Genomic DNA, 20,639 nt, shown 5'->3' with positions numbered 1-20,639 from the left:
GATTAATTCCCCCAGATTTGGCTTACAAACTCTGGATGGTCAATAAACGGATTACGATTCCCTTGGAAATCATGTACCGCCTTATTTCGGTCGATTTCTTTTTGGCTTACTGGATCTTCAGAATGCCAACGCTTTAGCATAGTAAGTAACCAAGGTTCAAAAACGGTTGTATTGGTTCCATCCAGAGCGGCATCAGAGCTTGTAGAGTTCCCTTCCCAATTAGCGATTTCATTTTCATAGCGTGTTGCCATGTAGAAATATGCTCTTGCGAAATCACCTTTAAACTCATCAATTGGCTCAAACACCGTACCTGCATAACCAAGAGAGTTTGCTGCACTGCCTAATTTAGAACCATTGCTTGATGTGTATGTTGCACTACTTACCTCACCAAATGGCCAATTACTACGTTTCGAGTTAACGTAGCCGTCAGTGGCAAATAAATGGTGACCGTCAGAGTTCATTGGCTCGACTTTTCCACCAAACCAGCTTTTCGGGAATGAGTGCTCGCGGTTGTAGCAATCACCTTCTTTGCTGTATTGACCACATTGATCGGTCACCTTAGTAAATTGGATTGAATCTGAGCCTGAAGGTTTCTCCGAATACATATCGAGAATCGACCCATCAGTGTCATAGTATGCGTCTAGGTCAGCCTCAGACACTAATGTCCAAATAGCGGTGTAACCCTGACTACTATGATTATCAATAATTTGATATAAGGCCGTTTTTAACGCAAAGCCCACTTTGCCTTCAGCGTCTTTGTAATACTCACCTAAAACGGGTGGTTCAGTTGGCGGTGTAGTCGTTGAGCCACCAATCGTAAATTCTGTACTCTGACTTGCTTGGAAATCACCACCAGATGCCACAACGGTTCCGTTTACCGACAAACTGTATGAACCATTCCCCACACTGCAGCACATTCCATCTCCATAAGAGTCTGAGACTTCTAGGGTGTAGCTACCATCCGCTAAACACATTTCCACTTCATTGTTGGTGTTACTTTGATAGTCTGAACCAGAATAAAGAGTTTGAGAAACTGAGTTTTTGAGAGACCAACTGGTTTCAGAACCATAGTTATCCGTCACTAGCGTGAGTGCGGCACTTGTGTCATTGCAGCTTTGTGTTGGTGGAGTCTCCGTAGGCTGAAAGTTATCTAAATACACCACTTCCGAACCATCAAAACCTGCATCATCATAAAATCGTATGCCTACAACGATATCTTTAGTGCTGGTAGCGCTGTACGAGTGAGTCAATGCTTGCCACTGATTCGTTAAACCATTATTCGAGTAGCCTAAATAGCCATCAACAAAAAGGCGAGCTTTCACGTTACCTTCTGTGTGATAAACATCGACAGAGAAATCATAAGTTTTCCCTTGTTCAACACTTATCGTTTGAAGTAAATCGGTATTACTTTGAGTACTTGTATTCACTGTTACTTGTGCAGAGAAACTGCCGTTATTTACAGGGTCGGTAGAGAGGGAAAGTGCAATGCCGGAGTCAATCACACTCCATCCAGATGGTACGTTTCCTTCCCAGTTTTCGAAACTTCCATTTTGCACTTGCGCATGCGCACTCGCTGAACAAAGTAATGCAACGCCACTTAGTGTTATTATTCTATTTATCATATAACCTTCTGTTTAATCAGATAAAAACCAACTAAGCTTAGAAAGTAATCAAAAAATGAATGGAGATACACATCACATTTATAAATGTAAGCATTGTCACTTTTATTAATATATGTGATGTAAAGCGATGTGGTATCGATCTGTCAAATGCTTTCACGCGCTAGATTATTGAAAAAAAGGTTCATCTCGGCTTTCAGGGGAAAGCTGCGATGAACCAAAAATAAGCCCTTATCCACAAGCCCTGCCTATAGTAAATGTAACCTCTACTAAAGTTCGATCCAGCCCTTACCTAACCAACTGAAAATTATGCGCACAATTCAGTTTGGTTCTAATTTCTAGTTGAAAACCGTGCAAGCACATATTGCTACCGATTCAAGGCACGATGAAGATCAGTTTCTAGCGCCCCATAAACCCAAACAACAGCGTCACAGATTTATCTCACGGGAAGCTTAGTCTTTGTTTTTACCTGACCGAAGGCGAAGCTGGATTCAATAGAGGCAATATTGGTCAGGCGAGTTAATTGCTCTGTAGATAGAATTAAGGCCTCGCATGTGCGAGGCCTTTTTTGTTTGTATCGAGCGGGAGTAGCAAAAGCCTCTTGAGGTTTTACCTTTCTAAATTGTGCTTAATTATCTGTTCTACCACACCATCCATCGTCTTTGAGCTAATCTCCGGTTTCAAATATAAGGAATGATACTCAACGCCTGTGCGGTCTATATAGGCGGCTTGTAAGCCAGCAGATAACGCACCATGAGTGTCCCAATCGTGAGTAGCGACAAGACGAAGGTTATCGACAGGCTCTTGTAAAGTTTCTGCTGCAAATTTATACACATCTGAACTAGGTTTAAAACTGCCTGTTTCTTCAACGGAAATGACGGTGTCGAAATAATCTTCTAAGTCCGAGTTCTTGATTTGAGAAGTGATAAGGTCGAGGGATGAGTTGGAAAAAGCGACTGTTTTAAAACCGTTGTTACGCAATTTAAGTAAAGATTCTTTGATATCAGTGTGCGGTGGTAGATTGGCAAAGGAAGTTAATAAGGCACCTTTGCTTTCGGTCGTTAGGTCACAATTGTACCGCTGTGCAATAGCCTCGAGCGCTGCATTCGCTAATTCAGAAAAAGTAGATTTTACGTTTGTTGCGATGCAAACCGTTGAGGAATGTAAAAGCTTTGAAAACCAGAGCGATAGTGCATCCTCACTGCCAAACACCGCTTTAAATTTAGGCTGTAATGACTCCAAATTTAAAACCGTTTCGTTTATATCAAACAGTATCACTTCTTTTTTCATGCGAAGAACCCAGAATTAATTGAATTTCATACTTACATAATCCGCTCTCATCACACCGTTTTGAACCTTGCTTTAAGTAACTTAAGCTTTGCTTCTAATTTGAAAAGGGGCAGGAATGAGTCAGCGATGAACACGTCAGCTCAATCTGGCGTTGCTTAATGAGTAGCAGGCAACGCCAAATCTAAGGTGAACTCTTTTAGCTTAATTTGCGGCTTCTATGGTGCCTTTGAAAGTGCTGTCTAAAAAGTCATTGATCTCTTGAGAGTGGTAAATTGAGATGATCTTTTTATACGTTTCATTATTTTTGTCTTCTTCTCGCGCCGCCACAACCATCACGGCTAAAGGTGCGTCTTTTTGTTCTAAGTAAATGCCTTGTTTCTTAGGATCGAGTCCAGCCGACATTACATAGTTCATGGTAATTACAGCAGCATCTACATCGTCAAGAGAGCGGGGGAGCTGAGCGGCATCCACTTCAACAAATCGAATGTTCTTCGGGTTGTTAACAATATCGTTTAAAGATGCGTTGAAACCAGCGTTGTCTTTTAAAGAAATCAGTCCAGCATCTTCAAGTAGTAATAGCCCACGCCCGCCATTCGTTGGGTCGTTTGGAATCGCGATTCGTGCGTTATCTGGGATAGAGTCAAGCGAAGTGTACTTGTTCGAGTAAACGCCCATACGCATCAAAATTGAACGTCCGATAGAAACTAACTGGCTATCGTGATTGGCATTAAAGTTGTCGAGAAATGGCTGATGTTGGTAACTGTTCAGTTGGATACTTCCATCGTCCAGTGCTGCGTTAGGGGTGATGTAGTCTGAGAATTCGACGAGCTCAATGTTAATCCCTTGCTTTGCTGCTTCTTTGGCGACGGCCTGTACAACTTGTGCATGTGGGCCAACTGTCGCCCCTATCTTGATGACAGCCTCGTCTTTTTTTCCACATCCTGTTACGCCGAATACGAATGCTAATGCCAACAGGGATGCTGTGATTTTTTTGTAGCTGTTCATGATAACTCCATTTAATTAACTAAAAGACATGTAGGCGTCTAGATGTCCATATTATCTATTTATACGATCGGGTCAATAGGTTTGTTAGAAGCAAAGCTAGATTGATATTAAGCAGCTAGGTGTACTTAATACCAGAATGTCGACACCCCAAACCTATCTGTAGGGCAAGCCCATATAGCGTTGAGAAAACAAAGGCCTCGCACGTATGAGGCCTTTTGGGTTTCGTTGAATAAGGTATAGGGCAGTAACTTGGAACTTAAAGAAAACGGGTTCGGTAAAGCTGCCTATTAAGAAAGCTTTTTACTAAAGAACTCAAGTGTACGCGCCCACGCTAACTCTGCTTCTTCTTCAGCATATCGACCTGTTGAATCGTTATGGAAGCCATGATTCACACCGTCATAGATGTAAGCGGTGTAGTCTGCCCTAATCTCTTTGAGTTCAGCTTCATACTCTGGCCAAGTTGCATTCACACGTTTATCGATTCCCGCAAATTGGATGAGCAATGGCCCTTTAACATTTTTTCTTAAATCGGGTGCGGCAGGAGTGCCATAAAATGGAACGCCCGCATCCAGTTGCTCTGGCATTACCGCCGCCAACATATTTACGATATAGCCACCGAAGCAAAATCCGACTGCGCCTAGCTTACCGTTACTTTTTTCATGAGATTTCAAAAAGTTTGCAGCGGCGATAAAGTCTTCTTCGATTTTCTCTCTGGATAATGATTTTTGCATTGCTCGACCTTCATCATCATTACCTGGATACCCACCAAGCGAATAGAGTGCATCAGGTGCAAACGCAATAAACCCCGCGGCTGCGAGTCGTCTTGCCACATCCTTTATATATGGGTTTAAGCCTCTATTTTCATGAACAACTAAGACAACTGGCGCATTATCCGCTAACTCTTTTGGTACCACTAAATAACCACGGCCTTCTCCGTATCCTTTAGGTGAAGGAAATGTCTCGTAGGTTGCTGTGATGGAAGGATCATTGAAAGAGACTTGCTCTGCCTGCGCATAATTAGGGATCAGTGCAGAAGTTAGCGTCGTCATGGTTAAGCCAAGTACAGCTAGCCCGGATAGACGAGTCATAAACTCTCTGCGATCAATCAGGCCGTGTGCATATTCGTCGTACCAATCAAATGCTTCTTGAGGGATAGACCGAGTTGGGGTTGATTGAGATTCGGTATTTTGATTCATAACTTTTCCTTGTTGTGAGTTGTTTGACCAATCAACTATAGTGGAAATCTTAATATATTTGAACGATCGCTCAATAACTTTTGAGCTATTTGTTATATCAAAGTACAAAAATTAGATGACAGTCAGATAAAACGATCACTTCGGAATCGATTCCCATCTCTTTGGTTTGTTTACTGAATCAATCAACACAAGGTTTAGGTATGGGATTAAGTCAGTGAAGTTGGGTGGTGACTATTATTTGTTTTTGGGGAGGGTCTAGTTCTAAATTGACCTTTAAGAGCTAGGCATATTTACGGTCAATAGGGCAGAATGTTTCAATACAAACCGCTTGATTTTACTCTGGTATAATCTTTCCTTATAAGGGAAGCCATAGCGTTATTAGAACCGTTTTGATGAGAGATAAAAAATAGATGTTAAGACTTTTGCGTCAGATAGAAAAATGGAAACTTGCATCGTTTAGTTTACTCATGCTCATTGCCGCATTTTTTATCTACAACCAGATCGGTAATCGTATTTCCCGTGTCGATGAGGCAACATTTTTGATCGGGCAACTGAATACTGTCTTGGATGCAGCGGAGCAATATTCTCATGACAATGGCTCTTTACCTCCAATTACTTCCGATACCGACACGAACTTCGGCTACTTAAACATCAATCACTTAATTGAAAATCCGGGCTTATCAACATGGCAAGGGCCGTACCTACCTTATGGCGATACATGGATAGGTGGTGATCAGTACATCGATCACCCAGATTACATAGCAACGCAATTACTGCTTAAGGAAAAGGGCAGCCAATGGGCACGAGGAAGCTCCGAGACAGGTTGTGAATCGTCGTCAGCAACCTGTTCTCTTGCGGCTTGTATATGGTTGGTACCAACAAAAGTGGCACAAGAAATTAATCAGATTATCGACGGCAACACGGATATAGAAAGTTCGAATACGACCGGAAAAGTACGTTACGACAAAGGTTTTGGCGGTGCACTTATCTGTATGATTGGAGATGACTATCCAATGTCTTCTGCACAGTCAAACTAAGTCGTTACTAATTATCTCACGGGCAGCTTAGTCTTTGTTTTTACCTGACCGAAGGCGAAGCTGGATTCAATAGACGCAATATTGGGCAGGCGAGTTAATTGTTTGCGGATAAATTGCTCGTAGCTTTTGAGTGACTCGCTCACTACATGCAATAGGTAGTCGTGATTGCCTGTCATCAAAAAGCACTCCAACACTTCATCAATCACTTCAATGTGCTGCTCGAAGTCGCGCATGTTCTCTTCAGTCGGCTTTTCAAGTTTCACCAACACAAACACATTCACAGGCAAGCCGCAGGCTTCTTGGTCGACACTGGCGTGATAGCCACGAATAATCCCTTGTTTCTCTAATGACCGAACTCGGCGTAAACAAGGAGAGGGTGAAAGTGCCACTCGATCGGCCAGTTCTTGATTAGTCAGTCGTGCGTTGCTTTGCAATTCAGCCAGTATTTTCTTGTCGATCTCGTCCATTGGCATATCTCATCAATATTGAAGTTTATTCGGCAATATTATTGCTCAAAGTGTATGTCTTGCTTCGAAAATAGCAATTTTTAACATCTGCCCAAAACTAAAATTAAAGGAGGAACAACAAGCATGGAATGACTTAGCAATTATGAATACTTCAACTCAACTTAGCCCGCTGCGTAAAACCACAAAACACGAACAAGCAGAAGCCCTTGCCATTGAGCAAGCAAAGCACTTCGGTATCGATCCAAACAGTGATTACGGCGTCACGTTGATTGAACTGGCGACGACCCTGTACAAAGCCAATACCAAGACACACGATCTTTGGGCAATAACGGTTGATGGACTTTCAGAACTTGATAAGAGTGACCGAATCGCTTGGTTTAACGCCAAACGCTTCTTGTCATTTCAGATCGCGAAGATCCTCGATAACCTACAAAACCCAATGCGTGCGACTTACCAATCCATTGCCACCAATAATGGCAATTTTGCCTCTAAAGGTGCCTATCCTATCTTTGATAATGTTGCTGCAATCTTCTCTGCCAGTCCTGTTATTACACGCACTGCGACCTATTTGTTTGCGTGTACAGAATGGATTGAAGATGCGTTCAACGGTAAAGAGCCGCTGCACGATATTTACTCTCGACTGCTTAACCCAACATCGATTTCACTGGCTAACCACATGGTTGATATTGAGGCAGGCTCTAGAGCCAACGAATACCTCGCATGGAACTTTAACTCGGGTATGGCGGCTATTGATGGGTTGTTGAGTCATTTACTTGGCCATGAAGATATAGTCTTGGCCTCACGCAATATTTACGGCGGTTCTTATCAGTTATTGGAAGATTGGTTTGGCAAGCCGTCGAACCTGAATGTCGCGGTAGAGTGGGTCGATGGTTACTCAGGTGATGAGTTTGCGGCTCGTCTTGATGAGGTTGCCGATAAATACGCGGATCGCCTCGCTGCGGGCAAGAAAATCTACGTTTACCTAGAGTCACCATGTAACCCGCATGGGTACGTTTTAGATGTTGCTAGCATCAGCAAAGCTGGTCACGTTCGTGGTTGGGATGTGATTGTCGACTCTACAGTGGGTACACCATTACTGCATCCAGTACTAAAACGCGATGATGTGATGGAAAGACCCGATTATGTCATTCACTCTTACACCAAAGAACTGGCGGGTTCTGGTACCACAACTGCAGGAGTAGTCATCGGCCGTAACGAGACCATGTTTGTTCCAAAAGGAGAGGAGGTCACCTGTAACAAACCTAACGGCGATGAGTTCACCATTCCATGGAACGAAACGCTGTTTTGGAATGTGTATTACATTAAAGGCGCATTCTTAGACGCAGACAAAGCGTTCGAAGTGCTCAATGGTATGAAAACCTATGAAATGCGAGTGGTGCAGAAAACCATCAACACCCTGACTCTCGCAAAGATCTTTGATGCTCACCCAGACATCAATGTGTCGTGTCCAGCTTTGCCAGACAGCGATAACTATGAACACTGCCAGAACAACATGTACTTGGGGCTACCAGCGGCGCTGTTTACTATCGATATGGAAGGTAACGGTAATCATGCGCCAATCAATCGTGATGGGTTTAAACAGTTCTTCGACATGCTTGAGCCTGCTATCGGCATGCAAGTGAGTCTAGGGCAAACCAACACCGTGGCCTTGTGCCCAGCACTGACCACGCACTCAGAGCTCAGCGATGAAGCGCTCAATGAAGCAGGCATCAAACCGACCACAATGCGCATCTCTATCGGCTTAGAAGATCCTCGAATGTTCATCGCTCATATAGTTGAGGCGGCCAAATTGTCCATTGACCGTAAGCACGCCGACTTCTCATCTAGCTTCCCGAGTGGCGACAATATCGATGAAATCTATATGCAAACCTATATGGATGTGCACCAGAGGTTTGTGAAGAGCTTGCCGAAGTTCAGTCAACTTAGTCAGTAAGTTGGGTCAGTAAGCTAAGCTGGCAATAAAGGTTAGCAAGAAAAGTCAGTGAAGTAGGGTAACTGTAACCGTTAAAGGACAGTCATAATCGCTAAATAGCAAAACTAAGGCCGCGCGCGAGGCCTTAGTTTTAGAAAGCTCTCACTGTGTAGCTTCATCGAGTACTATTCAATTGGTGCTTGGAAAGCGACTCTCTTGATGACTTATTACTGGGCTAATACTGAATAACAAAGAGCAAGAGCTCTAGAAAAGGAATGATTTTCGTAAAAAGTAAAACTATTCGATTAAGATAACCATTAAGATCATATGGTTATGGTTTTTTTGGGTATTGTCATTCTACGTATTTTCAACATGAATGAATTATGAACGCTACTTTCATCCGCGATTAATACCACCTCCTGCATAGTACACCCATCAAAACAAACTATGACTCCTTAGAGGTTCTTATGAAAAACGTACTTATTGCTACTACACTGGTTCTGGCTTCTGGCTTAGCAACAGCAAACACTTTACCTGCAACGGGCGGATTTAATGGCCCGACGGCTAGCGCTCCTGTTACGGTTGCTCAAGTCCTAGAAGCAAGAGACGATACCCAAGTTCAGGTGACGGGTAACATTGTGCACTCTTTGGGAGATGACGAGTACAAGTTTACTGATGGCAAAAACACAATTGTGATCGAAGTAGAGGATGAAGCTTGGGCTGGTTTGACGATTGCTCCAAATGACAAGATAACGATTGTTGGCAACGTTGAAAAAGATAGCTGGGAAGAGGCAACAATTGAAGTTGATAGAATTGCGATTGGTAGCTAAATCGAGTGAATGCAGTAGTAACTGAAGCGATAACTTAAACCTCAAAGGAGCTCATTGTGGCTCCTTTAAAGTTTTAGAACTATGACAAATAGAGAACATGTATTTACTTTGTGTTATTGCTCATAACTCATTGCTCATAACTCATAACTCATAGCTAAGTGCCATACCCGTCCAACATTAATTCAGTAAACAGTCTCCGTCTCTAATAAAGCTAGATTCTTAGGTAATAGACTGAATTTCGGCTGTACCAACCCATTTTTGTGTTTGGGACCAAATATAGCGGTGGCTCATTCTGGGGAAAACGTGAGAACAGGAGCTAACTCACTGACGCGAAAAGTGTCTGCTCCATTGGTTGTCAGCATGAAATGGCTCATGTTGAGATTACTCGGCAGAGAGACTCAAAAAACGGTCGTTAGAGAACGTTGTAACTCTCTCTGCTCACTCGTTTACTATTTAGGCTGGTGGCCAGTCTTCTTCGCAAGTTCTTGCATAGCCTCGGCAAACGTTGTTGTCCCGCCTTTAGCTTTAACCTGTACCACCTTATACCCCAGATTTTCCAGCGCTTGGCGCTCTGTTAAAACAGCTTTATCATCTGGCTGACTGCCCTGTACTGGCTGATGAATGTAACACCCCTCGAGTTGACCATCTTCGACTAGTTGGTGGTGTTTTAGTGCATTGATATCAAAATTCATAGTAAGTCTTTTTGTTTAGAATGGAGAGTCTCTGTGGCAAAGGCCGCGAGTATTTATAATTTGATTGTTTGTACAATACGGCATTTTAACCATAAGAAGCTAGTGTAAATACAGTAATCCAAAGGAATGTAGCTAGGTACGGTTTACTTCTTCAACCTCTTATTGATAGTAGGAAAGGGTAGTAACTGAATGCGAACGTTTCCACACATCCCTATCTGAGCTATTCGCTCAACTATTGAGCGAAATCGGCACAAGTTATCAACCTTTCCAAATATGGAATTCACACTTCTTTTATTGGTCCTATTTTCCATTTGTGAATGGTTATAACCTAGTTTTCGTAGAAAAGAGAATCGAATAAGCCGTGAGCGCGGCGCTTCATAACGAATGAAAACTAGGCACAAGCATGAACGAAAATTTTTATAGATACGCTATTTACACTGTTTTTTCAGCGGCAGCATTGTTCTCCGCTTTTTTAGTCACCTCAGATAATGTTTCCCCTTTTACCACTCAAGCGACTTTGTATCGTAACGTAGCGACCATTGCGCCAGAAGTGTCCGGTGTGATTACCGATGTCATGGTTAGTAATGGCGAGTTGGTTGAAAAAGGTCAGCCATTATTTGCTATAGATACCAGCAGCTACCAATTGAAAGTGGCACAAGCGAAAGCCGAACTACATCAAGCCCGTGATTCTGATTCAGCGAAATGGCAGCAGTTAGCAGCAGCGAAACAAACACAAAGCCAACGAGGATTTGAATATCACAACGCGAAACAGAAACTCGCACGTAACCAAAAGCTGCGCAACAAAGGGCTCGCGACTGAGCAAGAACTTGATGACGCAACCACCAATACACAAGTTGCGAGTAGTGCGGTTGAAGCTGCGAACGCGGAAGTGAAGCGTATTGAGGTTGAGTTATCTACCCAAGACCGCACAGCGGCAATTGAATTAGCAGAAGCAAAACTTGCCAGTGCGGAACTGGATTTAGGCCACACTCAAGTCGTCGCGCAAACAGAAGGTGTCGTGACCAACTTACAATTGCAATCGGGCAGTTATATCACTCAAGGTACTTCATCATTGCTGCTGGTGGACGAAGCTCATGCGTGGATCAGTGCGGACTTCAATGAGAAAGGCATTGATAAGCTCACTAATGGCCGCGAAGTTTTAGTCTCTTTTGATGCGCTACCGGGCAAAGTCTTTACTGGTGAAGTGAGTAGCCAAGAGCGTGCGATTTACGACACCAATAATGCCAACGGCAAGCTATCTAACGTGACCAATGATACGCGTTGGATCCGTGAGCAACAGAAAGTACGTACCCGCATTACTGTTAACGAGCTGGATCCTTCGATGATCTCAGGTTCACGAGCGAGTGTGATTGTTGAAAGCGGCAATCCAATAATGCACGTTATTGGCTCTGCTTGGATCCACTTGGTTTCAATATTTCGCTACATCTACTAGTAGGAGATGGCTATGTGGACATTCGAAAACACCGCTCAGGGTCATTCTCAACGTAATGAAGCGCTGCGTGTCGCACTTACTGTGACGATTTGTATGGTGTTGGGAAAGCTACTAAACCTAGACTCTCCCGTTTATCTGGCATTGTATCCAACCATCATCATGACCAAGAACAAAGATTACTCTTGGCTTGGCTTGATCCGTACCTTGTCACCCACTTTATTGGCAGCAAGTACAGCGTTGGTGGTGACCGAGGTGTTTTCACAGCATCCGTTTGTGGTGTGGACAATTAGCCTGTTCTTCTTCGACTTTATGCGTCGTCGAGCCACTACGCCGGCGAAGAAAGGTCAAATGTTGATGCCAACCTTCAACTGGATTTTGATTGTGGTGTTTGCCCAGCACACCACCATGGATATGCCGATGCGTATTCATGAAATTTTGGTATCCATGTTGATTACCATGGTAGTAGCAAAAACCATGGTGGCTCTTTTCCCTGTTGAGCAAGGAAGTAAGCCTCCTGTATTTAAAGAACAGCCCGTCACATTTGAGAACAGAGCAATTTCACTCGCGTTGATTGGTCTTGGTTTGGCATTCTTGATGATTGTCGACATCATCTCTGCAACGTTCTGCATGGTGCCAGTGATTGCTGCCGCAACCCAAACCACACACAAAAGCTTTATCGACGTGGTTGACCGCCGTTTTCAAACTCAAGTAGGTGGCTGTGCAGTAGCCGTGGTGTTCACCTTGTTGATGGCAGGGCATCAGTCTACATTCGGTTACTACACCATAGTGTTGGGTTTGCTTGCCTTTATGATCACCGCATCAATGACCAAAGCGAAAGGTCCAGCCAGAGACGTTCATACCGATGCGTTATTAGCGACCATGCTGCCGATTCAGTTGTACATGACCAGTAGCAATTTGGGGTTGGAAAGTACCTTCCTACGCGCTTGGGAGCTGACTGTAACTTTGTTTGTGCTGTGGGCTTTGTGTCATTTTGTTCGTAAGCCTAATGGTGAAGAGCCGGTACTCGTTCGCTAATAATCAAATCCGGCCAACCGATTATGGTCTGATTTGATTGCACTTTTCATAAAATTAAAAAATGCTTTCACTCTGGCTGAATCTTCTAAATCTTTATGAGTCATCATCCATAGGTCTGTATTTTGGTGCCTAGCTTATTCGTTTTCAAACTTTTTGTTTTCAAGATTACGCCGAACTAAATCGTGCATTTGCTTAATTGTCATCAGCGCCAACCAGATGATTTCTTCTACTGAGCGTTGACCCGTTGTAGAGGTTGGGTGGTCGGCATCGGTTTTATTGGTTAGTGCGGGCAGTTCATGGACGCGGTTATCACGAATGGTATTGATTAACGCGTCCATCGCATCATGAATTAAGTGTTCGACTTGTTGAGAGCCTTGGTATTGCGTGCCTTTTCTGACTAACGGAATCAGCAAGCAGAGGTAATGGCTTAATAATCGATAATGACTCAGCATATCTTCATAATAGTGAGGATCGGCGCGAGTATGTTTTGGCTCTTGCTGCATTTCGTTGTAAATCAGCTCAAGGTCGCTTTCTGCCGTGAGCATTGCAGCACGTTGCTTGGTTAAGGCCATGTGGTCACGTTGTTCGGTGTCGACTTGTAATTGTTCATAGCAATACACAAACAAGCTTTTTGAGCTATTCAATGCTGTTAACGCTTGATTGTGGATCTCTTTACCTCGCCATTGCGGCCATAACAAACCATAACCGAGTAGCACAATGGCGCCACCGACGATGTTGTCGATCAAACGTGGCGCGGCAAAATCGAGCCCTTGATGCGCCATGGTCTGATAAATCAAAATCAATAGCGCGGTAATACAACCAATGGCTAGCGAGTAATTGCGCATGATATTAAGCATTGCGACGGGCAAGAGGATGACCATTAGCGTATACATCGCGGTCGTCGGTACGCCAATATGAATCAAGGAAGTCGCAAAGAGCACGCCGAGCGCCGTACCTAAACAGCGTTGCCACGTTTTACTGCGTGTCGCCAAGAAGCTTGGCTGAATCACCATTAACATCGAAATCAGAACCCAATCAGGGCGAATCAATTCAAAGTATTCCGCAATCCCAGCACCAAGTGCGAACATCAAACCGACACGAGTAACATGACGCCAAATCGGGTTGTCTCGGTTTGGTAGGCGAAAAGACAATTCAAATGGCTGCACTTCAAAAGAGCGTTCATAAGCGGGTTCATTAAGTTCAATACGACGGGAAATGTGCTTCACTGCGTAGGCCCAATAACGAAAGCGGGGCTGGTCTTCAAGCTTTACCGATTCAATCAAGTCATTGGCTTCTTGCTCTAATGGGCTTAAGTGCTCCATCTCTTCGTTCGTATCGTGCAAAAGCTGCTTGGCTTTGTGTCTTAACCTTTGCTGGCAATGTTGACTCCAAACCAATAACAAGTCTCTCTTTGGCTTACTTGACTGAAATTGGCTTAATAGGTCTGGATTTGTTGTGTGACTGCTGATTATCACTTCAAATGTATCGAGTGCGAGAAATAAGGCTTGTCGGAGCGAGTCAGCATCTTCGTGCTTAGAGCGAAAGGATTCGGATTGAAGTGCCTGTTGGAACAACTCGATGAGCTGATATTTTATACGTCTTTTGGGCGCTTCATTTTCGCCTCCTAACAAGAAGGCTTGGCGATATTGGATGTAGTCTGCCAACGTTTCGTAAATCGCAGAAAGACACACGCGCAGCGCATAGTGTTTCCACAGGGCAAACCAAAGCCAGCTAAAAAGTGCAAAAGTAAGGGGACCAAGTACCAGCATTGGGTACAAGCTTAGCGCTGTGTTGGAATTATGGAGTGATAGGGTGACGACAGCAATTAGGAGGCTGGACATGCCAAGTCGCGCCCAAAATGGACCATTGACCGCAGCACTGGCAAGCAAGGCACCCATTGCGCCATAGGTTAACCATAAAGGCAGCCCGCTGATCAGCAGAGCGTAACTGGTGGCCAAAGTGATTCCCCAAGCGGTTGCGGTAATCGTAAAACGTGTCCATCGCCTAGGGCCTGCGGCATCAAGTCCACTAATTAAAGCCGCTGGCATGGTCATGAGAGCGGTCATGGCAATATTGATGTGATTCGACAGTAAACCTAAGCCGAGAAACAGCACAATGGCACTGGTGGCGCGAAGCCCTAGGTTAATAGAAGGGGAGTACCAGATTTTACGCAGAATGGCAGGAGAAAACGTCATAGACCCTCTTAACTTGCTGTGTCTCATTCAGTGTAACGTCAAACCTCTACATTGTGCTGGTTTCAATCACAGATTGATAAATTGAAGCGCTGTAAACCTCTTCTATTGGCATAGATCGCGATAGCTTGGCTTATTGGAAAGTGAGTCTAGGCTTAACGTTGCCAGTGTGTCTTTGAAAGGGGAATCTTGTAATGCGGTAGAGAGGGTGTCTACTTCTCCTTCCGAGAGCAAACTCGCGTGTCTGAACAGAACGTAATCTAATGCAACGTGTAGGTACAACGTTGAGAAATCAGGCTGAAGTAAATCATGAGTGTTATTCAGTTGCTCGATAAGTGATTGAACGCTTCTTTGAATACCTTCCTTTCCTCTAACTGTCAGCACATTTTGTTCAGCGTCAAAACGGCTCAATGCAGCGCAGCGAAATGCCACTTCCATAAGGGTCTTGCTCGTCCCCAATAACGACATGCGTTTAGCATTATTAATCTTGGTTAATATGAGTGTTTTAGTTGGGTAAGCCTGTAATAGGAACTCACAAATCATTAAGCTCTCGGTGAGTGTAATACCATCACGGGTTTCTAGTACCGGAATGGTACTAAATGGATTGATTGTGACTAATGCGTGGGGTGTCTGCCATGGATCGACCCATTCAAGTTCAAGTGGTGCATTACATAGGTAGGCAGTGGCCAACACCGCTCGTGAGAATGGTGAGGTATCATTTAAATACAGTTTCATGAGCGATTCCTTTGCTAAGAACTTGTTTGAGCAATGTTTAATGTTTTCTGCCCAGTTGATGTCAATACAATGCAGACAATCGATAGAATGAGTGCACTTGAGCTGATCATAAATAGGACGTTATAGCTGCTTAATTGTGGGGCGTAATGAGCCATCACAAAGCCAACCACGCCTTGCGAGATAGCAAAAGCCATTGTCATAGCTCCCCAAGATTTCGTATGAAGCTGCGTGCCAACGAGTTCTAAGGTGTAAGTTGATACGAGTGTGACGATACCTGGAGTGAACATACCGACGAGTAAGGACGAAACAAAAAGCGCAACGTCACTGGTGCTTAATAGGGGCAGTGCAACGCCAATTGCTTTGCAAAAAAACGCAGCTAATAACGCTTTTTTGAGCCCGATCTTATCACCTAATACACCGGTCACTATTGGCCCAATTGCGGCACCGACGCCAAATACGGCCCAATAAAAACCGCCGCTTGCAAAACTCCTCCCCAGCTCCCGAACAATATAGTCGACCCAAAAAAGAGTATGAGGTAAGTAACCAATGGCGCTAAAGGTATAGGCTAAAAGTACAAGTCGAATACTGACACGTTTACGCTTAGATAAGTCTCTAAACGAAGCTGGGCTCATCGTACAATGACTCTGCTTAACCTCAATACTCCATGTGTTCCATGTAAGGACGGTCGCTAGAAAAGCGATGGCTCCCATAGCTAACCATGCGCTTTCCACACTTTGATAGATAAGCAGAGGTATGATCGTTCCTGAGATCATGGCACCAAGCCCGATCCCTGAGAATACGACGCCACTGACTCTTGCCTTCATCTCTTGCGGGTGAAGGCTCGCGATCAGGGGTGGTGCGAGCACCATAAGGATGGCTCCCGATATTCCTGCAATGGTTCTCAGTGTTAAAAACCATTCAAAAGGGGCAGACTTTAAGGCACAACCAAGATAACTAAAGCTGCTCAATAAAAGAGCGGCGCGTATGAGTGTGCCTGTTGAATAATATCGCTGTAAAAAGCTTGAAACAGGAGCCCCAAAGATATAACCAATCAGCGTTGCAGCCCCAAGCGTTGAGGCATCTTCACTTGAGAACCATCCGCTCTGTATGAGCACTGGCATCAAGGCTATGTAGGCAAATCGGCCAATACCATTGCCGACTAATGTTGCCGCAAGCCCTGCGAAGGTAGCGCGGTTTAAGAGTTTTATTTGCTGCATGTCGCGCCTGATGTTTGCGTTTGTAACATTACGCTAACATTTTAACCTGAGTGCCCTCAAATGAGTTTTTACTCTAATGTGTGGAGTTTGATGATGATTGATATTCTCTGTAAATGTCAGATTGGTCATTTACATTGGGGTTCATTCTTTTGAACTCAGTTCAATGTCAAAGATACACAGCTTGATAGTCGATTGAGTTAGTCGACAAACGAATTCGACTTATTCCAATCTTCTCGCTGCGATTGTATTCATTGATAGAGTGGTCAAAGCCGTAGGCTGTTGAAGGTGCCATGTATTGAGTTACGCCTTGTTGTGTCTCCGTTATCCCGTCATGGCCGTGGCCGCAAATAACCTCACGCACGTGATACTTGCTAAGCACGTTCATCACATCGGCATCGTTTTCTAGACGGATGGCTTTCATCCACGGTGCACCGACTGGAATGACAGGGTGGTGAACAACCACGATAGGGTCATTGGCTTTTCTTAACTGTTGTTTTAGCTTTGTCATTCCACGGTTATCAATGCGCCCTGAACCGAGTGGGTGACGCGTATCCAACGGCTTGAAGCTAGAGTCCAGAAATACAAACTTTCGTTCATTGATCATTGCTTTATCTGTGACGAAAATCGTCGAACCTTTTAACTCTGTGCGCATTAAGCAAGAGTCGTCATGGTTGCCCGCAATCGCGTAAATAGATTGTTCGTTAATGTGTTCTCTAATGAACCCTTCTAATCGAACGTAGTCTCCCGGTTTTGGGTTACAACAAATATCACCGGTCAGAAAAATGGTCTTGCATGCTGTGTCTTTACTGACGTATTCCAATGCTCTACGCAGGTTCTCATAGCTGGATTCATCTGAAAGATGACAATCACTGATTTGGTAAATGGTGTTCATTGTTGTTGTCCGGTTGTGCCATACGCATTATCAAAGGTGATAGAAAAATGCCTGCCAAATTGGCAGGCATTTATTGATGCTAATTTGCTTTAGGTGCTTTAGGTGCTTTGGAAGCTTCGTGTTGCTCAACCATAAACGCAATGGCTTCATCGCTTAAACAAGATTTACTGACATATTGGCGCTGTTTTCCAATATGAAGGATAAAGCCTAAATCGGTCTGTTGCAGTTGGGAGATGTCAGTCCAAGCGATAGTATTGGTGTTTTTAGCGTTTTTATAACTCACACCGTTAACGTCACCTTGAAAGATCACTTTGCTGCCAGCACCGGAGCTGATTTTTTGTCGCCATATCCACCAGGTTCTCTTGCAGTACACACTGAACGCTTCAATCACACTCAAAACGATAAAGAACCAGCCAACGTAACCGTTAGGTAGTAGTTCAAACTCTAATAAAACCACACCAAAAATAAGAAACAGTATTCCTTTTAAATAGGCTTTTGGAAATTGAGTCGGAAGGCTAGTTTGATCATAACACTCTGTGAAAAACGTCTTGTCGAGGATGTACTCTGTGGTGAAACCGGGATCTTTAGACATGTCTGGCTACTTTAATGTTTTCTGTGAATGAGATTTCTATAAAGGGGCTGCTGCGCTGCAATCTCGTAATTCCAGCATTGTATCGCTTGTCGGTACTTTTCTTTAACGGTTTTGATGCTCTTTTGTAAATCAATAATACCGACGGGGTTTGCTCTCGGCATAGCTCACTTGTTTACCTGAATTTATATTAAAAATTGATATTAAATGATGACTAAAACTAAGGCCTCGTGTTTGCGAGGCCTTGATGTGTGAGATGCGGGTGAAAAGAACCTCCGATTTATGGCTACGTATTAAAGCTCTACATGGTGAAAACAGGTGACATACCACTCTCTTGTCCGTTCATTAGTAGTAGGCCAATCAATACAAGTAGAATGCCACCAAAGAGTTGTAAGTAATGACCTGCGACTTTCAATGAAGCGTTATTGTTCTTGTTACCTGCAGCCAAATAGCGTTTCACTAGATGTTTGCCCGTTAGCGTCATCATAGCGATTAATGAGGTCGTTAATACGGTACCTATTGCCATAGCAAAGGCACTCATAACCCCCATCCAATATAGACCAACCATATTGGCGAAAAGCAGAACCATAATGGCTCCAGTGCACGGTCTTACTCCAATAGTCACTATGATTCCGGCGTATTCACGAAGCGTGGAAGCTTTGTTGATCGCGTCTGCATCGGCAACATGCTGGTGGCCACATCCACAGTCGGTATGAGAATGATCTGCATGAGAGTGTTCCGCAGTTTGTAATGCGTTAGTCGGGTTCAACATCGCTGAACCAACAGATACAGATGAGCGAAGCGCTATTGGCGATTGGACTGTGCCTGGTGGACGAGCGGCCATTGCTGAAGGCGCATCGGCTGCTAATGTGGTGATGGCTTTCACTTTCAACTTTGGCTTACACATTGTGGTGTATATGTTTTTTAAAGCCTTCCAGCAGATCAAAGTACCTACCACGGCCACCAACGCAAAGCTTAATGAAACAAACATATTCGCTTTGTCATTCACTACGCGCATTGACGCACTAAAGCCCCACAGCAATACACTCACCAATAATATCGCGACCAGTGCTTGTAAAAACGCAGACACAACCGTAAGCACTAAACTGGCTTTCGCCTTAGTCGGGTGAGTCGCTAAGTAAGTAGATACGATAACCTTGCCGTGTCCTGGGCCTAAAGAGTGAAGCATACCGTACACGAAGCTGAATCCGATAAGGTAACTGCCTGCGCCCCAAGGATTGGATTTGGCTTCATAGAGTAGGTCGGCAAGCTCTGCGTTAACTTCCCTTTGCCATTGAATACTAGAGATCACTAACGATGGCCATATAGACCACAATTGGTACGCACCGACAATAACAAGTAACAGGGCGCCGACGCCAATGAGGTAATAGTTTGTTTTGAGGCTATTTTTCTTCATTTAACAAGAACCTGTATCAGAGACCTTTCTCATAGTGAGTGAGAGGTTTAATGAGTTTGAGTTAAGACGTTTACTTACTAGCAACGAGCCGCTGCGATTAAGACACTGGAACCGCAGCACAATGAAGCTCAACCGATTGAGTAAACAGTTGGCCTAATGTGTTGTCTGGATCGGTATCGACAGGTAAAGACATTGCATAGCTCATTTGTTCAGGCGTCGGGTTGGGCTCGATTAATTCCAACTGACATTGTCTCGCTAGTTCAGGTGACAAGGTCACGTCGCTATTCGATAACCACGACATGTCGACGAAGTAACTAGGGTCAAAAATGAGTACGCGGAGCGAGTCTCGTGTCACAGGTTTAGGCTTAGAAAGTGGTAGGTCAAATGTTAGAACCATTTTGGCTTTGTCACGCTCAAACTTGGCGTGTTCAGCAACCTGATATTTGATGGGCTCTTCACCATCATAAAAGTACGTGAAGTAGTGCTCGTACATCATGTTTTCAATAACAGACGCAGCGAGCTTTTTGAATGTTTCAGCTTCTGTATCGGCAGAGACGTCTTCTCCATCCAACATGTACATCGAGGTCATTGCATCAAAAGACCATTCCATTGAAAGTCCAGTGATCATGCCGTTTTCGCCCTCGATGTGGGTTTTCATTTCAACCCAAGAGTGAGGATGGGCTTGCAGGGTCGGAGCAAAAGACAATAATGCCAACCAAAGAGGCAAACGCTTAATAGAACGCAAGCCAGTCGAGAAGCGGCTTGCATAGCGCGAAGAGAGCTGATTGAGTGCGTTGGTTAGAACAAATAGCTGTTTCATGAGGACGAATGGTTATTTAGTGTAATGTTATATTATAACAATTGGATGGGTTGTTCACATCAAATTTGTGTCATGTTCTGCCTGTTAACGTTTCTAATATCGGTTTCAATTCAGAGTTGCTTTTATTCGCAACTGCTTTTATTCGCAACAATGCCCCGCAAGTGCGAGGCATTATTGTTGGGGCGGGCAAGGGTATAACCAAATTGGGCTAGTAAATGAG

General features: G+C 44.0%; 18 protein-coding genes and 1 pseudogene. 5 read left to right on the top strand and 14 right to left on the bottom strand.

The annotated features are described in order from the left end of the window. Positions 1-2: 2 nt before the first annotated feature. From AACW75_RS00760 to AACW75_RS00740, 5 genes and pseudogenes are all read right to left on the bottom strand, one after another. Positions 3-1,622: an endonuclease gene (locus AACW75_RS00760; RefSeq protein ID WP_145568239.1), complete on the bottom strand. Its 1,620-nt coding sequence runs from the start codon at positions 1,620-1,622 to the stop codon at positions 3-5. 433 nt (positions 1,623-2,055) lie between these two features. Continuing rightward, a pseudogene (locus tag AACW75_RS00755) lies at positions 2,056-2,148 on the bottom strand (Lrp/AsnC family transcriptional regulator); the annotation flags it as partial. Between the two features lie 80 nt (positions 2,149-2,228). Beyond that, a complete protein-coding gene (locus tag AACW75_RS00750; protein ID WP_145568240.1) occupies positions 2,229-2,909 on the bottom strand; it encodes a haloacid dehalogenase type II in 681 nt (226 codons plus the stop codon). Between the two features lie 201 nt (positions 2,910-3,110). Further along, positions 3,111-3,914, bottom strand: a complete 804-nt coding sequence (locus tag AACW75_RS00745; RefSeq protein WP_145564721.1) for a MetQ/NlpA family ABC transporter substrate-binding protein — start codon at positions 3,912-3,914, stop codon at positions 3,111-3,113. 287 nt (positions 3,915-4,201) lie between these two features. Next, positions 4,202-5,110, bottom strand: coding sequence for a dienelactone hydrolase family protein (locus AACW75_RS00740; protein WP_145568241.1), 909 nt, complete (start codon positions 5,108-5,110; stop codon positions 4,202-4,204). Between the two features lie 410 nt (positions 5,111-5,520). Here AACW75_RS00740 and AACW75_RS00735 point away from each other — a divergent pair, with 410 nt between their 5' ends. Then, positions 5,521-6,147, top strand: a complete 627-nt coding sequence (locus AACW75_RS00735; protein ID WP_145568242.1) for a type II secretion system protein — start codon at positions 5,521-5,523, stop codon at positions 6,145-6,147. Positions 6,148-6,158: 11 nt separating this feature from the next. Here the strand turns inward: AACW75_RS00735 and AACW75_RS00730 are convergent, their stop codons facing one another. Then, on the bottom strand, positions 6,159-6,614 hold the full coding sequence (locus AACW75_RS00730) for an Lrp/AsnC family transcriptional regulator (protein ID WP_017094327.1): 456 nt from the start codon (positions 6,612-6,614) through the stop codon (positions 6,159-6,161). A gap of 142 nt (positions 6,615-6,756) precedes the next feature. Between AACW75_RS00730 and AACW75_RS00725 the strand changes: the two genes are divergently transcribed. Together AACW75_RS00725 and AACW75_RS00720 are read left to right on the top strand one after the other, a co-directional pair. Then, complete coding sequence (locus tag AACW75_RS00725; RefSeq protein ID WP_145568243.1) at positions 6,757-8,568, top strand: PLP-dependent transferase; 1,812 nt, start codon at positions 6,757-6,759, stop codon at positions 8,566-8,568. Between the two features lie 446 nt (positions 8,569-9,014). Further along, positions 9,015-9,377: a NirD/YgiW/YdeI family stress tolerance protein gene (locus AACW75_RS00720; RefSeq protein ID WP_017075181.1), complete on the top strand. Its 363-nt coding sequence runs from the start codon at positions 9,015-9,017 to the stop codon at positions 9,375-9,377. A gap of 449 nt (positions 9,378-9,826) precedes the next feature. On the opposite strand, the gene AACW75_RS00715 is transcribed toward AACW75_RS00720, so the two are convergent. Beyond that, positions 9,827-10,069, bottom strand: a complete 243-nt coding sequence (locus AACW75_RS00715) for a hypothetical protein (RefSeq protein WP_017075180.1) — start codon at positions 10,067-10,069, stop codon at positions 9,827-9,829. 403 nt (positions 10,070-10,472) lie between these two features. Between AACW75_RS00715 and AACW75_RS00710 the strand changes: the two genes are divergently transcribed. Together AACW75_RS00710 and AACW75_RS00705 are read left to right on the top strand one after the other, a co-directional pair. Continuing rightward, the gene (locus AACW75_RS00710) at positions 10,473-11,522 is read left to right on the top strand and encodes an HlyD family secretion protein (RefSeq protein ID WP_145568244.1); all 1,050 of its coding nucleotides are present in this window, start codon (positions 10,473-10,475) and stop codon (positions 11,520-11,522) included. Between the two features lie 12 nt (positions 11,523-11,534). Continuing rightward, positions 11,535-12,557: a DUF2955 domain-containing protein gene (locus AACW75_RS00705; RefSeq protein WP_145568245.1), complete on the top strand. Its 1,023-nt coding sequence runs from the start codon at positions 11,535-11,537 to the stop codon at positions 12,555-12,557. A 134-nt stretch (positions 12,558-12,691) separates the two neighbouring features. Here the strand turns inward: AACW75_RS00705 and AACW75_RS00700 are convergent, their stop codons facing one another. From AACW75_RS00700 to AACW75_RS00670, 7 genes are all read right to left on the bottom strand, one after another. After that, positions 12,692-14,752 carry an FUSC family protein gene (locus AACW75_RS00700; protein WP_145568246.1) on the bottom strand — a complete coding sequence of 687 codons (2,061 nt, stop codon included), beginning with the start codon at positions 14,750-14,752 and terminating at the stop codon, positions 12,692-12,694. Between the two features lie 102 nt (positions 14,753-14,854). Further along, the gene (locus AACW75_RS00695) at positions 14,855-15,484 is read right to left on the bottom strand and encodes a glutathione S-transferase family protein (protein ID WP_145568247.1); all 630 of its coding nucleotides are present in this window, start codon (positions 15,482-15,484) and stop codon (positions 14,855-14,857) included. Positions 15,485-15,498: 14 nt separating this feature from the next. After that, positions 15,499-16,701, bottom strand: a complete 1,203-nt coding sequence (locus AACW75_RS00690; RefSeq protein WP_145568248.1) for a YbfB/YjiJ family MFS transporter — start codon at positions 16,699-16,701, stop codon at positions 15,499-15,501. Between the two features lie 166 nt (positions 16,702-16,867). After that, positions 16,868-17,593, bottom strand: coding sequence for a metallophosphoesterase family protein (locus AACW75_RS00685; protein ID WP_145568249.1), 726 nt, complete (start codon positions 17,591-17,593; stop codon positions 16,868-16,870). A gap of 79 nt (positions 17,594-17,672) precedes the next feature. Next, positions 17,673-18,185: a YcxB family protein gene (locus AACW75_RS00680; RefSeq protein ID WP_237297359.1), complete on the bottom strand. Its 513-nt coding sequence runs from the start codon at positions 18,183-18,185 to the stop codon at positions 17,673-17,675. Positions 18,186-18,483: 298 nt separating this feature from the next. Then, positions 18,484-19,599 (bottom strand): nickel/cobalt transporter, encoded by a 1,116-nt coding sequence (locus AACW75_RS00675; RefSeq protein ID WP_145568251.1) that lies wholly within the window; start codon positions 19,597-19,599, stop codon positions 18,484-18,486. Positions 19,600-19,696: 97 nt separating this feature from the next. Further along, a complete protein-coding gene (locus AACW75_RS00670; protein WP_145568252.1) occupies positions 19,697-20,419 on the bottom strand; it encodes a DUF1007 family protein in 723 nt (240 codons plus the stop codon). Positions 20,420-20,639: the final 220 nt, after the last annotated feature.

This window comes from Vibrio sp. L3-7, assembly GCF_963898195.1.
Taxonomy (GTDB): Bacteria; Pseudomonadota; Gammaproteobacteria; order Enterobacterales; family Vibrionaceae; genus Vibrio; species Vibrio echinoideorum.
The sequence above is the reverse complement of the archived record's forward strand: the minus strand, read 5'-3'. Positions and strand labels throughout refer to the sequence as shown.

What these genes read in the sequence shown, in the direction of transcription:
- AACW75_RS00760 (WP_145568239.1), bottom strand. Translation starts at nt 1,622, where the DNA reads ATGATAAATAGAATAATAACACTAAGTGGCGTTGCATTACTTTGTTCA.
- AACW75_RS00745 (WP_145564721.1), bottom strand. Translation starts at nt 3,914, where the DNA reads ATGAACAGCTACAAAAAAATCACAGCATCCCTGTTGGCATTAGCATTC.
- AACW75_RS00700 (WP_145568246.1), bottom strand. Translation starts at nt 14,752, where the DNA reads ATGACGTTTTCTCCTGCCATTCTGCGTAAAATCTGGTACTCCCCTTCT.
- AACW75_RS00685 (WP_145568249.1), bottom strand. Translation starts at nt 17,593, where the DNA reads ATGAACACCATTTACCAAATCAGTGATTGTCATCTTTCAGATGAATCC.
- AACW75_RS00735 (WP_145568242.1), top strand. Translation starts at nt 5,521, where the DNA reads ATGTTAAGACTTTTGCGTCAGATAGAAAAATGGAAACTTGCATCGTTT.
- AACW75_RS00720 (WP_017075181.1), top strand. Translation starts at nt 9,015, where the DNA reads ATGAAAAACGTACTTATTGCTACTACACTGGTTCTGGCTTCTGGCTTA.
- AACW75_RS00710 (WP_145568244.1), top strand. Translation starts at nt 10,473, where the DNA reads ATGAACGAAAATTTTTATAGATACGCTATTTACACTGTTTTTTCAGCG.
- AACW75_RS00705 (WP_145568245.1), top strand. Translation starts at nt 11,535, where the DNA reads ATGTGGACATTCGAAAACACCGCTCAGGGTCATTCTCAACGTAATGAA.
- AACW75_RS00730 (WP_017094327.1), bottom strand. Translation starts at nt 6,614, where the DNA reads ATGGACGAGATCGACAAGAAAATACTGGCTGAATTGCAAAGCAACGCA.
- AACW75_RS00715 (WP_017075180.1), bottom strand. Translation starts at nt 10,069, where the DNA reads ATGAATTTTGATATCAATGCACTAAAACACCACCAACTAGTCGAAGAT.
- AACW75_RS00670 (WP_145568252.1), bottom strand. Translation starts at nt 20,419, where the DNA reads ATGAAACAGCTATTTGTTCTAACCAACGCACTCAATCAGCTCTCTTCG.
- AACW75_RS00695 (WP_145568247.1), bottom strand. Translation starts at nt 15,484, where the DNA reads ATGAAACTGTATTTAAATGATACCTCACCATTCTCACGAGCGGTGTTG.
- AACW75_RS00740 (WP_145568241.1), bottom strand. Translation starts at nt 5,110, where the DNA reads ATGAATCAAAATACCGAATCTCAATCAACCCCAACTCGGTCTATCCCT.
- AACW75_RS00690 (WP_145568248.1), bottom strand. Translation starts at nt 16,701, where the DNA reads ATGCAGCAAATAAAACTCTTAAACCGCGCTACCTTCGCAGGGCTTGCG.
- AACW75_RS00675 (WP_145568251.1), bottom strand. Translation starts at nt 19,599, where the DNA reads ATGAAGAAAAATAGCCTCAAAACAAACTATTACCTCATTGGCGTCGGC.
- AACW75_RS00680 (WP_237297359.1), bottom strand. Translation starts at nt 18,185, where the DNA reads ATGTCTAAAGATCCCGGTTTCACCACAGAGTACATCCTCGACAAGACG.
- AACW75_RS00725 (WP_145568243.1), top strand. Translation starts at nt 6,757, where the DNA reads ATGAATACTTCAACTCAACTTAGCCCGCTGCGTAAAACCACAAAACAC.
- AACW75_RS00750 (WP_145568240.1), bottom strand. Translation starts at nt 2,909, where the DNA reads ATGAAAAAAGAAGTGATACTGTTTGATATAAACGAAACGGTTTTAAAT.